The organism is Yoonia sp. BS5-3 (genome assembly GCF_038069655.2).
GTDB classification, from domain to species: domain Bacteria; phylum Pseudomonadota; class Alphaproteobacteria; order Rhodobacterales; family Rhodobacteraceae; genus Yoonia; species Yoonia phaeophyticola.
The window spans coordinates 2,793,569-2,810,525 of the sequence record NZ_CP150951.2 but is presented as its reverse complement, the minus strand read 5'-3'; the positions used below and the strand labels follow the sequence as shown (position 1 = coordinate 2,810,525).

The following is a 16,957-nucleotide window of genomic DNA, read 5'->3' as shown; positions in this document are numbered from 1 at the left end:
ATGAAGACGAGGCACCGCATGCGCGCTTTTCGGTTAATGGTTGCCCTTTGTGGGTTTGTGCTGGCCACGACGGTCGGTACAGCTGGCGCAGCACAGGGGCAATTGACCCCTGTGATCACGGTCAATGACCGGGCCGTCACCCAATTCGAACTGAACCAACGAATCCGGTTGCTTGAACTGTTCCGCACGCCGGGCGATCTGAACCAGCAGGCGCGCACCGGGCTGGTTGAGGATCGGCTGAAGCAACAGGAAATGGCCCGTGTGGCGCTGCAACTGCCCGAAGCCGCGCTGCAGACCGCGATGGAAGAATTCGCCGCACGCGGTAATCTAACATTGCCGCAATTCCTACGGGTGCTGTCCCAAAACGGCATCCAAGAGCAATCGCTGCGTGATTTTGTTGAGGTCGGTACCAGCTGGCGCGAATATATCCGCAGCCGCTATAGCCGGCAGGTCACGATCACGGATGCTGACGTGGAACGGGCGATTGCGGCGCGCGGGAATGCGACAACCGAATTGCAGGTGGCGTTGAACGAAATCATCATCGCCGCACCGCCTGACCGGGCCGCACAGGCGCAACGTGCCGCAAACCAGATTGCGACTTTCCGGTCCTTCTCCGCGTTTGAGGATGCGGCCAGACAGGTCTCTGCCCTGCCCTCTCGCGAAAATGGTGGACGGCTTGGGTATTTGCCGATCAGCAACTACCCGCCGCAAATTCAGGCGGTCATTCTGGCACTTGAACCGGGTGAAGTGACCGACCCGATCCCGATCACCAACGGGATTGCTCTATTCCAGATGCGCGGCATCCGCGAAGCGGCGCGGGCCGTGCCGCCGCCCGTCAGCATCGATTACGCCGCCTATTACATCCCCGGCGGGCAAAGCGAAACGGCGCAGCGAACAGCCATGGATATCCGCAACAATGTGGATACTTGCGCCGACCTTTATGGGATCGCCCAAGGGCAACCGCGCGAAGTGCTGGACCGCGTGTCGCTGGCCCCGTCCGAGATCGCCAGTGACATCGCGCTGGAACTGGCACGGCTGGACCCGGGCGAGGTTTCGACGAACCTGACACGGGACAATGGGGAAACGCTGGTCTTCCTGATGCTCTGTGAACGGGTCAGCGCCGGACAGGCGAATACAAACCCCGAAACAGTCCGCAATCAGATCCGCAGCCAAAGGCTGGCCAGCCTTGCCGATGCGCTTCTCGAAGATCTGCGGGCCTCGGCCGTCATCCGTGGTGAGTAGGTACCCGTGAAGCCCATTGCAATCAGCTGCGGCGAACCAGCAGGGATCGGACCCGAAATCGCCGTAGCCGCTTGGCAAGCGTTGCGGGATAGCCATGATACGGTTTGGATCGGGGACCCGCGCCACCTGCCAGCAGGCACAGATTTCCAAATCATCACACAGATGGACGAGGCGCGACGCGCCACATCATTTCCGGTTTTGGCCCAGGATTTTGGCAGCCCTGCCACAGCTGGCACGGCCAACCCCGCCCATGCGCAAGGGGTGATCGATGCCATCGCAACCGGGGTAGACCTGGTGCAATCGGGGCAAGCCAGCGCGCTCTGCACAGCGCCTATTCACAAGGCCGCCCTGATCGACGGAGCCAATTTTGCCTATCCGGGACATACGGAATACCTGGCCGCATTGGCCGGGGTAGAGCGGGTGGTGATGATGCTGGCCTGCGATGCACTGCGTGTTGTGCCAACCACGATCCACATCCCGCTGGATCAGGTTGCAACCAAGCTGACCGCCAGCCTGCTGACGGACACATTGCTGATCACCCATAGCGCGCTCAAACGGCAGTTTGGGATCGCCAAGCCGCGTATCGCCGTGGCCGGGCTGAACCCGCATGCGGGTGAAGATGGCAAAATGGGCACGCAGGAAGGCACGCTGATCGGCCCCGTCCTTGATGCGCTGCGGCATGAGGGGATGGATATCAGCGGGCCGCTGTCGGCTGACACGATGTTCCATGCTGGCGCGCGGGCGCGATATGACGTGGCAGTGTGCATGTATCATGATCAGGCGTTGATCCCGATCAAGACGCTCGATTTTTCGGGCGGTGTGAATGTGACATTGGGGCTGCCCTTTATCCGCACCTCACCCGATCATGGGACCGCCTTTGATATCGCTGGGCAAGGCAAAGCGGATGCAAGCTCTATGATCGCGGCGATCAAGATGGCAGGTCAGATGGCAATGGCCCAGGCATGAGCACGATCGACAACCTGCCCCCGCTGCGCGAGGTGATCGCGAAACACCAGCTAGCGGCCAAGAAATCGCTCGGGCAGAATTTTCTGTTGGATCTGAACCTGACAGCCAAGATCGCGCGGCTGGCCGGTGATTTGACGGACGCAGATGTGCTTGAAATCGGGCCGGGGCCAGGTGGGCTGACACGGGGGCTCTTGGCCGAAGGGGCGCGGCGGGTGCTGGCGATTGAAAAAGACCCGCGCTGCATGGCGGCGCTGGCAGAAATAGCCGAGGCTTACCCAGAACGCTTGCACAGTATCAATGGCGATGCGCTGAACGTGAACCCGCATGACCATCTGACACCGCCCATCAAAATCGCAGCCAACCTGCCCTATAATGTCGGCACTGAGCTGCTGGTGCGCTGGCTAACCCCGCCCGATTGGCCGCCCTTTTGGGACAGTTTAACATTGATGTTCCAACGCGAAGTGGCGCAACGGATCGTGGCCGCGCCGGGCAGCAAGGCTTACGGACGGCTGGCACTGCTGGCGCAATGGCGGACCGATCCAGCAATCGTTCTCGAACTGCCGCCCGAGGCATTCAGCCCCCCGCCCAAGGTCAATTCGGCCGTTGTCCATTTACGCGCCCTGCCCGCCCCGCGCTATCCGGCCAATGCCGCGACCTTGAACAAGGTTGTGGCGGCAGCCTTTAACCAAAGGCGGAAAATGCTACGCTCAGCGCTGAAAGGGATTAGCCCGGATATCGAACAACATCTCAGCGCAGTCGGGATCAAGGCAACTGAACGCGGTGAACGGGTCGAACTGGAAGCATTCTGCGCGCTGGCACGCAGCTTAGACGGAACCGTATAAAACGCCTTATCTGCGCTATCGTTCAAGCGCAAACCGGGACGCTGCGAAATCATAGACCGCATATTCAAGCGCATGCTTTTCTCGGAACTGATCGCGATAATTTTGCGCAACGGGACGTCCAAGACCCAGATCAAATTTCGCGAAATTTGATCGCGCCCGAAAAAAAGCCCCCCGGTATTCGGAGGGCTGGTTGATCACTCTGCGGCCTCTGGAGCCTCTGGGGCGCTATCACCCTCTGGTGTCTCGCGCGGCTTGCGCGGGGCGCGTGGGCGGCGGGCGCGTTTCGGCTTTTCCTCTGGGGTTTCTACCAGACCGGAATCGGCCTCATCAGGCATGTCAATCACGGGTTGGTCGCTATCGGCCTGCGCCGCATCAGCTGGCTGGTCAGCGGCGGGTTGATTGGCCCCATTTTCCTGCGCCTTCAGACGCTCTTGACGCTCACGATCACGTTCGGCTTGGCGTTCGCGGTTCTGGGCATCCTGCTCTTCGCGCTTGGCTTCAACCTCGCGTTGGGCCTCTGCCAAAAGACGGGTGTAATGCTCAGCGTGCTGGGCGTAGTTTTCAGCATCAACACGGTCGCCCGACAAAACAGCATCACGGTGCAGCTGGTTATACTTATCGATAATCTGCTGCGGGGTACCGCGCACCTTGCCATCGGGGCCCGAGCTGTCAAAAACCCGGTTAATGATATTGCCACCCGAGGGGCGATTGTTGCGGTTCTTGTTCCGCGACCGTGATTTCGATGATCTCATAGGTGTGCTTTCAAGCCTTTGGCTGTCGTTACTCTAGCCTGGCATCGCGCATCTTCGCGCGCTTGGTTTCTCTATAAGCCTTGCAATGTTTTGGCGACTGATCAGGGAAAGGGTATCAAAAACCCTTCGCCTTCTGATACCCGAGGTAAAACACGCAGCGCGGTCCAAGACAAGTATAAACTGCGGAAAATTTGCTATTTTGGGCGCAACTTCGCTGCTTACGGTCGCATTTTAAGCCTTATGAGCTGTCACAACACGGTCCCGACCATCCAAATCTTGGGTGACCGAAACGTCTGAAAGACCGGCATCGGTCATCATTTGGGCAACAGCGGCGGCTTGGGTGGGGCCAATCTCAACAATCAGACGGCCACCCGGGGTCAGATGATCAGGGGCACCTGCAGTGATCCTGCGATAGGCAGTCAGACCATCGGCCCCATCAGTCAACGCGATACGGGGTTCATACAGCCGAACCTCGGGCTGCAATGCCCCCATCTCATCAGCGGCAATGTAGGGTGGATTGGATACGATCAGATCAAATTGCCCCCCAACCGCCTGAAACCAATCAGAAACATCAAACCCAATGCGGTCCACCACACCATGTGTCGTCGCGTTCTGTTCAGCAACCGCCAGTGCATCTTCTGAAAGGTCCATTGCCACACCAACACTGTCTGGTCGCTCACACATAAGCGTCACTATAATCGCGCCGCTCCCCGTCCCCAGATCAAGAACCTGCGAAAAAGGGGCAGCCAATGCTGCAGCAATCAGCGTTTCGGTCTCAGGGCGCGGATCAAGTACGCGCTTGTCCACAAAGAAATCACGCCCATAAAACGCGCGGGATCCTACGATATGACTAGCCGGTTCGCCCATGCGTCTGCGCGATGCGTAGATGAGCGCGGTTTCTAACGTGCTTTCATCCAATTGATCATATGCAAGCAAGCTTAAACGATCTGCAGGTAACAACATGGCATGCGCAAGCAATAATCGCGCCTCGCGCATCGGGTGATCAACAACAACCTCGGGCCATGACGCCTGACGTTCATTCTGAAGGTACTGCGTCAGGAACCGCAAACCGTCCTGAACAGTTGTCATTCACCCATCTCAGCCAACAACGTTGCCTGCGCATCAGCCTGCAATGCGGCGATGATCTCATCCAGATCGCCCTGCATCACCTGCCCCAGGCTATAAAGTGTCAGATTAATCCGGTGATCCGTCATTCGTCCCTGTGGGAAATTATAGGTCCGGATACGCTCAGACCGATCACCCGAGCCAACCTGGCTTTTGCGGTCGGCCGAGCGTTCGCTATCGACCCTTTGCCGTTCCAGATCAAACAGCCGGGTCTTAAGCACCTGCATCGCAATCTCGCGGTTGCGGTGCTGTGATTTTTCGGAACTGACCACGATGATCCCGGTTGGCTCATGCAGAATACGCACGGCCGAATCCGTCGTGTTCACGTGCTGTCCGCCGGACCCCGATGCGCGCATCGTATCAATGCGAATATCGGCCGGATTGATCTCAATATCCACATCCTCGGCCTCGGGCAGCACCGCAACAGTGGCCGCCGATGTATGGATACGCCCGCCGCTTTCAGTCTCGGGGACGCGCTGCACGCGGTGCACACCGCTTTCATATTTCATCTTCGCAAAAACGCCATCACCGGCGATGCGGGCGACGACCTCCTTGATGCCGCCCAGCTCGGATTGGCTTTCTTCCAGGATTTCGAATTTCCAGCCCTGCGTATCGGCATAGCGCTGATACATGCGCAACAAATCCCCGGCGAAAAGCGAGGCCTCATCGCCCCCCGTCCCCGGCCGGATTTCCAGCAACGCGGGCCGGCCATCGGCAGCGTCTTTGGGCAAAAGCGCCAATTGCACATCATGCTCAGAGGCGGCAAGCTGCGCCTTCAGCTCTGGCAGCTCGGCCTCGGCCAACTCTTTCATCTCAGGGTCAGACAGCATCGCTTCGGCGTCAGCAATCTGCGCCACAAGATCCTTATAGGCCGTGACGGTTTCCACAACCGGGCGCAATTCGGCATATTCCTTGCCAAGCGCGGCAATATCCGCCCCAGCCGAGCCATCGGCCATCTTCGCCTCCAGAAACTGGAAACGGTCAATCAGTTGTGCGATACGGTCTGCTGCAATCATGACACACCGATTGGCCGATCAGAGCGGCTCGGTCAAGGGGCCAAGCGCATCAAGCCAACCTGTCACCCGGGCCCGGTTCACGCCAAAATCCTTGCGACCAAAGCGCAAACGGCCATGCATGACCAACAAGCCGTCTTTGACAGCCGCCGTGGTATAATCGGGAAAGCCCATCACGGCAGAGCGCGTCTCAAACGTCATCATCCCGTCAGCCACATCGCCCGCCACCAATATCGTGCGGGGTGTGGCCAGCGCATTCTCTTTCAGCGCGGCCAAAACCTCGGCCTCAGGCGCCGCGATGCGGCGGGCGCAATGAAAGCTTCCTTCGCCATGCAGATCGCCAGGATCGGCAATATCGGGATGCTGGTGCCAACGATCAAGGTCCGCACGGGACAGCCGGACACATGTTACGACTGTCGCCAGTAAAAATCCCAAAAGAATAACCAAATTAAGCATTCAGTCTCCATATTCCATGCGCGTTACGGCCACGATCACATCGTCACCTGTGGTTAATGTACCGTGGTGATCAGTAGATGTAACCACATCAGCACGCTTCCGGATTGAAATTGGACTCTATTTGTATCGCTGAAAGCGCTCTGCTAACTCGACACCATAAAACCATGAGGTCAAAAATGCTTAAAACTTATTCACTCGCTCTTGCAGCTGCCATGACTATTCCGACCACCGCCAGCGCGGACTGGTCAGGTCGCTATGCAGGCGGATCTTTCGGCACAGCTTCCAATCTCGAACAAGAGATCAACGTCACTCCATTCATCGACTACGAGTTCGCTGATCGTTCAACTTTCGGTGCGTTTTTTGGTAGCCGGACGGAAAACGGCAACTTTGTCTATGGCGGTGAATTCGCCCTGGAATTCTTGGGGGACGATGATGACGACGAAGCCAGCACCCCCGGTTCCGATATTAATTATATTTTTGATATGAAGGGAACAGCGGGTACTTCCCTGGGCGATGCGCTTATCTACGGTATTGTTTCGATATCAATAGCTGGCGGCAATTATGATTCTGTGAATGACATGAGTGCCGGTGGATTTGGCATTGGGGCCGGAGCGGCTTATAAATTCGGCGATGATTTCTCGATTGGGGCCGAGTACCTGACCCGCAGTCTTTCTGAAGAGTTTGTCGAAGGCACCTACGACGTGACAGCAGAGACAATCACGCTCCGCGCAGCATACCACTTCTAATCTACTACCATATCGGCTCAGGCCCTGAAAATTGGGGCCTGAGCACACGAAGTATCCCGAATTGGAAGTTGGGGATGCCAACGCCGGAGATTACAAATGATTCAGGCCCTGCTGTAAGAGGACATCCAGAGTAGGACCCTGTTTATATCATTGGTACATTTTCCAGAATTAGTCATGTGTCCGGCGTGAACGCTAATTCTGATACCTGCGGGTCTCCTTCTGCCGTCGCTCAGCTTTTGAAGGTCATCACTGCCAAACACTACAAGTGTTCGATCGCTCCACAGCCGATGGTCGTCGCCAAAACCTGCTTGGTTGGTGACAGTTTCTCAGTTCCCGATCAAATTACCTCGTATGTACACCATCTGTACGACATCTTTATGCCCAATCACCGATATGGCACGCCCGGCAGGATCGACAACATCTCGAACATCAGATTGGCCCCCGTCAGCGCGGTATTGCCAGACGGGTCATAGGGCGGAGAGACCTCAACCAAGTCGCAGCCGACGATATTCAGCCCGCGCAAACCGCGGATCAGCTCCATCGCTTGCGGCGTAGTCAGCCCACCAATTTCAGGCGTGCCTGTCCCGGGCGCGTATGCAGGATCAAGGCTGTCGATATCATAGGTGATGTAACACGGCTGATCGCCGATTTTCTCTTTGATTTCAGCTGCAAGCGGGGTCAGCGACTTATGCCAAAGCGTCGGCGCCAGATATTGCTGAAAGCCCCAGCCCGCAGCCTCGGTAAAGTCATCAGCCGTATAGCCTGTTCCCCGCAGACCGATCTGAAAGACCTTGTCAGCCGTGATGATCCCCTCTTCGTAAGCCCGGCGGAAGACGGTGCCATGGGTTTCACGCTCGCCAAACATCTCATCATTCACATCGGCATGGGCATCCACATGCACCAGCGCCACAGGCCCATGTTTCGCGGCCACCGCCCGCAGAACAGGCAAGGTCAATGTATGATCACCGCCCAGCGTCATCGGGATGAAATCATGTTTGAGATGTGCCGCGTAAGTCTCTGTAATTATGCGAATTGTATCACTAAGCGAAAAAGTGTTTACCGCCACATCACCCAAGTCCGCGCAGTGCAGCGCATCAAAGGGGGCGGCCCCCGTTTGGATGTTATACGGCCGGATCATCGCCGATTGCTCGCGCAGCTGCTTCGGACCCATCCGCGTGCCCGAGCGCCATGACGTTCCGATATCCATCGGAATTCCAATAAAGCCGACATCCAAGCCGTCAGGGCCCGCGACCTCGGGCAGACGCATAAAGCTTTGCGGGCCAGAGAACCGGGCCAGATCATTCCCGCTGATTGGCATATTGGGCATCATTTTATCCTTTTGTTCCATAGCGCAAGACAGCACAGTTCCATCGCCACATGCGCCCCTGCAATAGCGGTGGCACCTGTTGTGTCATAAGGGGGTGAGACCTCAACCACGTCTCCGCCGACCATATTGATCCCCGCCAGATCACGCAGGATTGCCGCCGCCTGCCAACTGGCCAGCCCGCCCCAAACAGGCGTGCCTGTGCCCGGGGCAAAAGCGGGGTCCAGCGCGTCGATATCAAAGGTCACATAGGCCGGATGGGCGCCCACCCGGGCCTTGACCTGTTCAGCAACCCAAGCGGCCCCTTTTTCATGGCAGCTGCGGGCATCGATATAGGGCATGCCCAGATAGTCGGCGCATTCGGTTCGAATCCCGATTTGGATCGAACGGCTTACATCCACCACACCCAGCTTTACGGCCTTATACATCATCGTTCCATGATCGATCCGGTCCATATCATCATCCGGCCAAAGGTCGGAATGCGCATCGAATTGGATAACAGATAAAGGGCCATATGTTTCTGCATAGGCCCTTAAGATCGGAAGGGTGATAAAGTGATCGCCGCCAAGTGTGATCGCATTACAGTCCTGCGCCAAAATGCCCGCAATATGCGCCTGTAACAGGCCTGGAAGACCCGAGATATCGGCATAGTCAAAGGCCATATCGCCGTAATCGGCGATGGCGAATTCGGAAAGCGGGTCAAACCCGTCCCACCCATAAGGTGGATCGAAGGTTTGCAAAGTGGCCGCCTCGCGGATGGCGCGCGGCCCGAAACGGGTCCCTGGCCGATGGGTCACGGCCTGATCAAAGGGCACACCGGTGACGGCCAGATCAAATCCGGCCAATTCTTTGGTATAGCTGCGGCGCAGGAACGACGTCGCACCGCCAAAGGCGTTTTCGAATGAAAGCCCGCGCCGCTCTTGGCGGGTAAAGGCCCCGTCGATTTCACTGCTTGCCTTATCTAATGTCATCGCAAACCTTCCGTTTCACGCCGATCAAATTTCTAGAAATTTGATCCCCCCACCGGCAGCGCCCGTTCCACCAGACGCGCAAAGAATGACGCGCCGAATGGCGCGGTCTCATCGTTGAAGTCAAATTCCGGATGATGCCACCCAGCGCTATCCCCATTGCCGACAAACAGATAAGCGCCCGGGCGCGCCTGCAGCATATAGGCAAAATCCTCTGCCCCCATTTGGGGGACCGTATCATCGGCCACATCCGCCGAGACCTCGCGCGCGACATCAGCGGCAAAGCCCGCCTTTTGCGGGTCATTAATGGTGGCCGGATAGCCGATCTCATATGTCAAACTGGCCTCGACACCGAAACTGGCCGCCTGCCCGTCCACAATCGCCTGAAGCCGGTCCATGACCATCTGCTGCACCGCTGGATCAAAGCTGCGCACCGTACCGTTAATATAGGCCGTTTCGGGGATAATATTATCGGCCGATCCGCTGTGAATTTGCGTGACGGATACAACCAATTCGTCTTGCGTCGCGTGATTGCGGCTGACGATCGTCTGGATCGCGTTGACCATCCCCACGGCGGCGATAATCGGATCTGCCGTCTCTTGCGGTATGGCCCCATGACCGCCGCGCCCCTTGATATGAATGTCAAATGTATCAACGGCCGCCATAATCGGCCCCGGTGCTGTATAAAACGCGCCAACCGCCGTACCCGGCGCGTTATGCAAAGCGTAGACCTCAGTGATGTCGAACCGGTCCAAAGCCCCCTCTTCGACCATCACCCCAGCACCGCCGCCATTTTCTTCGGCGGGTTGGAAAATCAACGCAACACGGCCCGCAAAATTGCGGGTCTCAGCCAGGTACTTCGCGGCGCCAAGCAGCATCGTCACATGCCCATCATGCCCGCATGCATGCATCCGCCCTGCCGTCGTTGACGCATAATCAAGCCCGGTTTGTTCATCCATCGGCAGCGCATCCATATCTGCGCGCAATCCGATGGTTGGCCCATCGACGCGCCCATCGATGATCGCGATGAGCCCGGATGTCGCGATCCCCTCATGGATTTCATCCACCCCAAAATCGCGCAGCCGATCCGCGACAAAGCCCGCTGTCTGATGACAATCGAACTGCAACTCGGGATTCGCATGAAGGTGCCGGCGCCACGCGGTCATGTCCTCGGCAAAATCAGCGATACGGTTGATGATAGGCAAAGGCGGCTCCTGCGCAGGTTTGCGGGAAAGATGCAGCGACAATTGCAGCTGTGCAAGGGGATTAGCGCCTGCTCTTCAGAGACCATCCCCAGAGGCAAAATTCGTTGTCATAACAGACCAAAGCCATAACGATGTGGCCAAAACACCACAACGGAAAAAAGCCCGCTTAATCGAGTCGAACCGCACGCAAAATTAATCTAATAAGTTATATATTAACTCCCAAGAAAGGATTTCTAAATGTCAATATTGAAACCACTTACACTAGCCTGCGCCGCATTGCTGCCGACGACCGTATTCGCGGACTGGAGCGGTGGGTATGCTGGCCTCAACTTTGGAACAACGACCGGTGATCTCGACTTTTTTGACACTGACGTGGCACAAGAGTTGGATGATGGGACAACTGTTGGTGTCTTTGCTGGATATCAGGTACAATCAGGTGCTTTTGTGTATGGCGGCGAAGTCGCAATTTTTAATACCAGCGATGCTTTTGTAACAGGCTTCTCCGAGTCAGAAATCAGCGAACCTATGTTCGATTTCAAGGCTCGTGGAGGATACACTATTGACGATGTTCTACTATACGGCCTGCTTGGAATGAGCTCTGGCATTTACACGAATCTCCCAGATGATGAGTGGGACGTATCAGGCCTAAACTACGGGATTGGCGCCGAATACATAATTGGCGATAAGTTTGTCGTTGGCGCCGAATATCTGGTTCGAGACCTAGAAGGAGATAACCCCGATGGGGGCGGTCAAACTGTGCAAATCGATTTCGATACACTCTCCTTTCGCGCCAGCTACAAATTCTAAGCCCTTGGCCTAGCGTACATCTTTGCATAGCGTGCCCCCAAAAACCAAAGCGGGGGCCCTATGCCGGACGATAGTTTGATCCACGATCCCAATGGCGGCATGCCCCGCCTGCTTGAGATCATGCGCCGGTTGCGTGATCCCGTCACCGGCTGCCCGTGGGATGTTGAACAGGATTTTGACAGCATCGCCCCCTACACGATCGAAGAAGCCTATGAAGTAGCCGATGCGATCGCCCGCCAGGATTGGGCCGAGCTTGAGGGCGAATTGGGTGATTTGCTGTTGCAGACGGTCTATCACACCCAAATGGGCAGCGAGGCAGGCCATTTCAGTTTTGACAGCGTTGTCAAATCCACCGCCGATAAAATGGTTGCGCGGCATCCGCATGTCTTTGGCGACGAAAGCCGCGATAAATCGGCGGCTCAGCAAACGGCGGATTGGGAAAAGATCAAAGCGGCTGAACGCGCAGACAAAGCCCAAACCCGCACGCTGGACGGTGTCGCCACTGGGCTGCCCGCACTGACCCGCGCGGTCAAATTGCAGAACCGGGCAGCCCGGGTCGGCTTTGACTGGCCTGATACAACCCATGTCATTGATAAAATCATCGAAGAAGCGGGCGAGCTGGTTGAGGCGCGCGAGACGTTGACCCAAACAGAGACGGAAGAAGAGTTCGGCGATCTTCTTTTTGTCATCGCCAATCTGGCCCGGCACCTGCAGATCGATCCTGAAACCGCCCTGCGTGCCGCCAATGCCAAATTCACACGGCGCTTTGGCGCGGTCGAAGACGCGTTGGCCGCACAAGGCAAAACCCCAGCCGACAGCGACCTGGCCGAGATGGATGCGCTTTGGGATGCTGTGAAACAGGCGGAAAAATCCCGATGACCACGCCCATAAAAGCCGTCATTTTTGATATGGACGGGCTGCTATTGGACACCGAGCAGGTGTATCTGCAAGGCTACAGAAACGCTCGCACGGCCATGGACCTTTCCCCCTACGATGCTGGCTTTCTTGAGCTGATTGGCCTGCCCAACCACGCTGGACGCCCTTTTCTTGAGGCCCATCTGGGCCCCGCTACCGATGCGTTTGAGGCGCAGTGGGATCAGGAAATCCGCAAATTGATGCAAGCCCAAATCCCCGCCAAGCCCCGCGTGCGTGATGTGATCGAGGCCTTGCAAGACCGCCAGATCCCTTACGCCATTGCCACCAGCACCTATACGCAAAAGGCCCATAATCATCTGGCCCGCGCCGGACTAGATGATCTTTTCCCGCTCATCATCGGCGGCGATCAGGTGGTCAACGGCAAACCGGCACCTGATATTTATCTGAAAGCCGCAGCAACACTGTGCATTGCCCCCGGCAATTGTGCTGCATTTGAAGATTCCGAAAACGGCGTGCGTGCAGCGGTTGCCGCAGGCATGCAGACCGTACAGGTCCCCGATATCAAACCGCCCAGTGAGGCGCTGCTATCACTTGGCCACCACGTTGCCGAGACTTTGGTGGCAGGCGCCCAAATGCTCAATCTGATGGAGAGTTGAGATGGACATGAAGGACGTGAATGCAATTATCACCGGCGGGGCCTCGGGACTTGGGGCTGCGACGGCCAAGGCATTTGCTGCCGCAGGCGCCAAGGTGACAATCTTTGATCGCGACCTCCAAGGGGCGGACTATGCCGCTCAGATCGGGGCCGGATTTGCGCAGGTCGATGTCACAGATGAAAACAACGTTGCTGAAGGGCTGGATATCGTGGATGTCATCAATGTCGCGATCAACTGCGCTGGCATTGCCACAGCCGAAAAAACGCTGGGCCGCGATGGGCCGCATGATCAGGGCAGCTTTGCCCGCACCGTGGATATCAATCTGAATGGAAGCTTCAACGTCGCCCGTCAGGCCGCCGCGCGCATGAAAGAGGGCGGTGTGATTGTCAACACGGCCTCTGTCGCCGCTTTTGATGGGCAAAAGGGACAAGTCGCCTATGCGGCCTCTAAGGCTGGGATTGCCGGTCTGTCGCTTCCCATGGCGCGCGATCTCGCGCGCAGCGGCATACGGGTGATGGCCATCGCACCGGGTATCTTCCACACCCCCATGCTCGAGGGTCTAGGCCAAGAGGTGATGGATGGGCTGGCAAAGGATGTGATCTATCCGCAGCGTTTGGGTGATCCGGCCGAATTTGCGGCTCTCGCGCGGTTCATTGTTGAATGCGATTACCTGAACGGGACAACAATCCGGCTGGATGGCGCGCTGCGAATGCCATGAGCCGTGAAACCAATCGGCCATAGACGCGCGCAGCAATCTGGGGCAAATGGGCCCACATGGCCCGCGTGATTTTGTTCAACAAACCTTTTGGCGTGCTGTCGCAGTTTACAGATGCGCACAGCCCGTCGCCGCGCCCGACCCTGTCGGCCTTTGTAGATGTGTCGCATGTCTATCCGGCAGGCCGGCTCGACCGTGATAGTGAGGGGCTTCTGGTACTGACGGATGATGGCAAGCTGCAGGCCCGGATCGCTGATCCCAAACATAAGCTGCACAAAACCTATCTTGTGCAGCTCGAAGGGGCACCCACCGATGCGGACCTTGCCCCTTTGCGCGATGGTGTCACGCTGAAGGACGGGCCAACCCGGCCTGCAAAAGCACGGCTGATCGATCCCCCCGCCCTGTGGGAACGTGACCCGCCCGTGCGTTTCCGTAAATCGGTGCCGGATCGCTGGGTTGAGATCACGATCAGCGAGGGGCGCAACAGACAGGTCCGGCGCATGACCGCGCATATCGGTTTTCCAACCCTGCGCCTTGTGCGCTGGCGCGTTGGCGATTGGTGCCTGGATGGCATCAAAAACGGAACGTGGTGCGACGCCTGATACGGTACGAATCGTCAGATATACCCTTTAGGGCGTTGTGCCGTCTTCGCCCAACAGCGCACCCGCATCGACCCGTCCAAACGATCCCAGAAGCTGACCAAGGAAGGTCACATCATTGATCCCGTCATCTGTGACACGGCGATCAAGCCCAACAACGCGCCCGTCTTCCAGCGTATAGCGGATCACATTGCGCACGACGTCATTGCCATCAAAATGGATCGCGACGATCTGGCGATCGACCTCTTCCGGTGGCAACGCCCCGAAATAGCTGAATTGGCTGGAAGCGTAATAAATCGCGTTGTTTTCCAGGCTGCTATCCGAAAATGGCGGACCAAAGGCGGAAATCACGCTGTCTTTGGTGGTTTGGCCAACCTCAACCGCTGTTAGATCAGCATCTGTCGGCGTGAAGCCGTGAAACCGTTCAATGCGCGTGCAGCCCGATGCAACAGCCAAAACCAGCACCAGCCCCATTGCGGGAACGGCTTTGCGAAATCCGGATGTCGAACGGGTCATATGAGGCCTCTTGCTTTGGCGTCATGCGCCTTTTATTCCCCCTACATCACACCCCGCCCCTGTTCAAGAATGGAAGCACCCTTGGCCCAATTGCCCCAATCACACTTGCGTTTGGCCGATCTGAGCAACCAGAACGCCACCGCATTTGACATCACGCCCACCGCCCCCGAGCGCCAAGCCATTGCTGCGGCTTTGAATATATCGGGTGTCAAGAAATTGCGGTTTTCCGGCCAGCTGGCCCCTGTTGGACGCAGCGACTGGGCGCTGACGGCCAATTTGGGGGCCACAGTGGTCCAGCCTTGCGTTGCAACGCTTGCCCCCGTGACGACCCGTATCGATGAACCTGTAAGGCGCAGCTATATCGCTGATCTGCCCGAAATCGACGCCGCCGAGGCTGAAATGCCCGAGGACGACACGGTTGAGCCGCTGCCCGCCAGCCTTGATCTGGCTGCAATCATGATTGAGGCGCTGACACTGGCTTTGCCACTTTATCCGCGCAGTGCCGATGCGCCGCTTGCCGCTGCGGCCAGCGCGCCGCCTGGCATCACCCCGATGAGCGATGAAGATGCGAAACCTTTCGCGGCCCTCGGGGCGCTGCGCGAAAAGCTTGAAAACAAAGAAGAATAATCAGGCGACAGGCCTGTCGCAAAAAGGGTTGCACAAATACGGAATCGCAGTATGTTCGCGGCCTCTTTTACATCGTGTCTCGACAGGGCGGCCAGATTGGCGTAGGACCCCCCGAGATGCAGGAAATCAGGGCCATGTGCCCTTTATATCATAGGGTTGAGACATGGCTGTCCAGCAGAATAAAGTATCCAAATCCCGCCGTAACAACCGGCGTGCGCATGACGCACTTGTTGCTGCGAATCCGAACGAGTGCGAAAACTGCGGTGAGCTGAAGCGCCCACATCATGTTTGTCCCGCTTGCGGACATTACGCATCACGCGAAGTGATTGCTGATACCACTGAGATCGATCTGGAAGACGACGCAGCGTAAGCCGCTTCGCGAGAGTGACTGCAGCATGACATCAGCCCAGACGGACACCGATCCGGCGCAGGTCAATGCTGCAAGCCACGTGCTTTCAGTCGACGCCATGGGCGGCGACAAAGGGCCTGCAACCGTCGTTGCGGGCCTTTCGAAGTTTCTGGGCAAGAACCCGGATGCTAAGGTGATTGTGCATGGCCCCGAGGCCGAGCTGAAGCCCCTGATTTCAAAGCATAATATCGGCGACCGTGTCACGATCCACGATGCCGCTGATGTTGTGAAGATGACGGACAAACCCAAAGTGGCTTTCCGTAAAGGGGCGACCACATCGATGTGGTCCGCGATTGAGGCTGTCCGCTCGGGGGCTGCTTCGGTCTGTGTCAGCTGCGGTAATACCGGGGCGCTCATGCTGATGTCGACCATCCGCTTGCGCAAGACCGATGGGGTCAATCGCCCGGCCATCGCCTGCCTATGGCCTTCGCGCAACCCATCAGGATTTAACGTGATGCTGGATGCCGGGGCCGATATCAGCGCCGATCAGGATGATCTTTTGACATATGCCTTGATGGGGGCCTCTTACGCGCGCAACGGGCTTGATATCGACCGCCCCCGCGTCGGCCTGCTGAATGTCGGGACTGAAGATCACAAAGGGCGCGCCGAACTGAAGGTCGCCAATGAGCTGATCGCAAATGCCGCTGATTCTGGTGATTTTGATTATGTCGGCTTTATCGAAGGCGGTGATTTGCCTTCTGACAAAATCGACGTGATCGTCACCGACGGTTTCACCGGCAATGTCGCATTGAAGACCGGCGAAGGCACGGCATCGCTGATCAGCGAATTGTTGCGTAGCGCGTTGCTGCGCAATCCCCTTTCTATTTTGGGCGCATTGCTGGCCCGCGGATCGCTGCGCCGCCTACGCAAACGGATCGACCCCCGCCGGGTCAATGGCGGTGTTTTTCTGGGGCTGAACCAGACCGTGATCAAAAGCCACGGATCAGCCGATGCCACTGGCGTTGCCGCCGCGCTGCACCTGGCTTACCGGCTGGGACAGGGCGGTTTTTCGGATAAACTGGCTGCACGGGTTGCATCCGCTGCGTCACTTGCCCAAGATGGTCCGCAACACATTGAGACGGGCAGTCTCAGCACCAATACGGACAAGTAAAA

20 protein-coding genes are annotated in these 16,957 nt (G+C 57.4%); 12 read left to right on the top strand and 8 right to left on the bottom strand.

Annotation, left to right across the window (positions count from 1 at the left end; genetic code table 11):
• The 3 genes from AABB29_RS14300 to rsmA are packed head-to-tail and all read left to right on the top strand — an operon-like array spanning window position 1 to window position 3,050.
• Window positions 1-1,242, top strand: a complete 1,242-nt coding sequence (locus AABB29_RS14300) for a peptidylprolyl isomerase (protein WP_373636588.1) — start codon at window positions 1-3, stop codon at window positions 1,240-1,242.
• 6 nt (window positions 1,243-1,248) lie between these two features.
• Window positions 1,249-2,208, top strand: coding sequence for a 4-hydroxythreonine-4-phosphate dehydrogenase PdxA (pdxA, locus tag AABB29_RS14295; RefSeq protein WP_341366272.1), 960 nt, complete (start codon window positions 1,249-1,251; stop codon window positions 2,206-2,208).
• Window positions 2,205-3,050, top strand: coding sequence for a 16S rRNA (adenine(1518)-N(6)/adenine(1519)-N(6))-dimethyltransferase RsmA (gene rsmA, locus AABB29_RS14290; RefSeq protein WP_341366273.1), 846 nt, complete (start codon window positions 2,205-2,207; stop codon window positions 3,048-3,050). Before pdxA ends, rsmA begins: the two co-directional genes overlap by 4 nt.
• 194 nt (window positions 3,051-3,244) lie before the next feature.
• Here the strand turns inward: rsmA and AABB29_RS14285 are convergent, their stop codons facing one another.
• The 4 genes from AABB29_RS14285 to AABB29_RS14270 form a co-directional block, all read right to left on the bottom strand.
• Window positions 3,245-3,802: a DUF4167 domain-containing protein gene (locus AABB29_RS14285; protein ID WP_341366274.1), complete on the bottom strand. Its 558-nt coding sequence runs from the start codon at window positions 3,800-3,802 to the stop codon at window positions 3,245-3,247.
• Window positions 3,803-4,033: 231 nt separating this feature from the next.
• Window positions 4,034-4,891, bottom strand: coding sequence for a peptide chain release factor N(5)-glutamine methyltransferase (gene prmC, locus AABB29_RS14280; RefSeq protein WP_341366275.1), 858 nt, complete (start codon window positions 4,889-4,891; stop codon window positions 4,034-4,036).
• A complete protein-coding gene (gene prfA / locus AABB29_RS14275; RefSeq protein WP_341366276.1) occupies window positions 4,888-5,943 on the bottom strand; it encodes a peptide chain release factor 1 in 1,056 nt (351 codons plus the stop codon). Before prfA ends, prmC begins: the two co-directional genes overlap by 4 nt.
• 18 nt (window positions 5,944-5,961) lie before the next feature.
• Window positions 5,962-6,396: a DUF1499 domain-containing protein gene (locus AABB29_RS14270; protein ID WP_341366277.1), complete on the bottom strand. Its 435-nt coding sequence runs from the start codon at window positions 6,394-6,396 to the stop codon at window positions 5,962-5,964.
• A 176-nt stretch (window positions 6,397-6,572) separates the two neighbouring features.
• Here AABB29_RS14270 and AABB29_RS14265 point away from each other — a divergent pair, with 176 nt between their 5' ends.
• Window positions 6,573-7,142, top strand: coding sequence for an outer membrane beta-barrel protein (locus AABB29_RS14265; RefSeq protein ID WP_341366278.1), 570 nt, complete (start codon window positions 6,573-6,575; stop codon window positions 7,140-7,142).
• Window positions 7,143-7,527: 385 nt separating this feature from the next.
• Here the strand turns inward: AABB29_RS14265 and speB (AABB29_RS14260) are convergent, their stop codons facing one another.
• The 3 genes from speB (AABB29_RS14260) to AABB29_RS14250 are packed head-to-tail and all read right to left on the bottom strand — an operon-like array spanning window position 7,528 to window position 10,639.
• Window positions 7,528-8,469, bottom strand: a complete 942-nt coding sequence (speB, locus tag AABB29_RS14260; protein ID WP_341369085.1) for an agmatinase — start codon at window positions 8,467-8,469, stop codon at window positions 7,528-7,530.
• Window positions 8,469-9,437, bottom strand: coding sequence for an agmatinase (gene speB, locus AABB29_RS14255; RefSeq protein ID WP_341366279.1), 969 nt, complete (start codon window positions 9,435-9,437; stop codon window positions 8,469-8,471). The genes speB (AABB29_RS14260) and speB (AABB29_RS14255) overlap by 1 nt, the downstream gene beginning before the upstream one ends.
• Window positions 9,438-9,469: 32 nt before the next feature.
• Window positions 9,470-10,639 (bottom strand): M20 aminoacylase family protein, encoded by a 1,170-nt coding sequence (locus tag AABB29_RS14250; protein ID WP_373636587.1) that lies wholly within the window; start codon window positions 10,637-10,639, stop codon window positions 9,470-9,472.
• A gap of 237 nt (window positions 10,640-10,876) precedes the next feature.
• On the opposite strand from AABB29_RS14250, the gene AABB29_RS14245 reads away from it, so the two are divergent.
• From AABB29_RS14245 to AABB29_RS14225, 5 genes are read left to right on the top strand one after another with little or no spacing between them, the layout of a single operon-like run.
• Window positions 10,877-11,446 (top strand): porin family protein, encoded by a 570-nt coding sequence (locus AABB29_RS14245; protein WP_341366280.1) that lies wholly within the window; start codon window positions 10,877-10,879, stop codon window positions 11,444-11,446.
• A 60-nt stretch (window positions 11,447-11,506) separates the two neighbouring features.
• Window positions 11,507-12,325, top strand: a complete 819-nt coding sequence (gene mazG / locus AABB29_RS14240) for a nucleoside triphosphate pyrophosphohydrolase (protein ID WP_341366281.1) — start codon at window positions 11,507-11,509, stop codon at window positions 12,323-12,325.
• Entirely contained in the window at window positions 12,322-12,978 is a 657-nt protein-coding gene (locus AABB29_RS14235) for an HAD family phosphatase (RefSeq protein ID WP_341366282.1), read from the top strand. The genes mazG and AABB29_RS14235 overlap by 4 nt, the downstream gene beginning before the upstream one ends.
• Window position 12,979: 1 nt before the next feature.
• Window positions 12,980-13,696: an SDR family NAD(P)-dependent oxidoreductase gene (locus tag AABB29_RS14230; RefSeq protein WP_341366283.1), complete on the top strand. Its 717-nt coding sequence runs from the start codon at window positions 12,980-12,982 to the stop codon at window positions 13,694-13,696.
• A gap of 56 nt (window positions 13,697-13,752) precedes the next feature.
• Window positions 13,753-14,295 (top strand): pseudouridine synthase, encoded by a 543-nt coding sequence (locus tag AABB29_RS14225; protein WP_341366284.1) that lies wholly within the window; start codon window positions 13,753-13,755, stop codon window positions 14,293-14,295.
• 27 nt (window positions 14,296-14,322) lie between these two features.
• On the opposite strand, the gene AABB29_RS14220 is transcribed toward AABB29_RS14225, so the two are convergent.
• Entirely contained in the window at window positions 14,323-14,808 is a 486-nt protein-coding gene (locus AABB29_RS14220) for an outer membrane protein assembly factor BamE (protein WP_341366285.1), read from the bottom strand.
• A gap of 81 nt (window positions 14,809-14,889) precedes the next feature.
• Between AABB29_RS14220 and AABB29_RS14215 the strand changes: the two genes are divergently transcribed.
• From AABB29_RS14215 to plsX, 3 genes are all read left to right on the top strand, one after another.
• On the top strand, window positions 14,890-15,435 hold the full coding sequence (locus tag AABB29_RS14215) for a DUF177 domain-containing protein (RefSeq protein WP_341366286.1): 546 nt from the start codon (window positions 14,890-14,892) through the stop codon (window positions 15,433-15,435).
• 163 nt (window positions 15,436-15,598) lie between these two features.
• Complete coding sequence (gene rpmF / locus AABB29_RS14210; protein WP_373636586.1) at window positions 15,599-15,805, top strand: 50S ribosomal protein L32; 207 nt, start codon at window positions 15,599-15,601, stop codon at window positions 15,803-15,805.
• A 25-nt stretch (window positions 15,806-15,830) separates the two neighbouring features.
• Window positions 15,831-16,955 (top strand): phosphate acyltransferase PlsX, encoded by a 1,125-nt coding sequence (plsX, locus tag AABB29_RS14205; protein WP_373636585.1) that lies wholly within the window; start codon window positions 15,831-15,833, stop codon window positions 16,953-16,955.
• The last annotated feature ends 2 nt before the right edge of the window (window positions 16,956-16,957 follow it).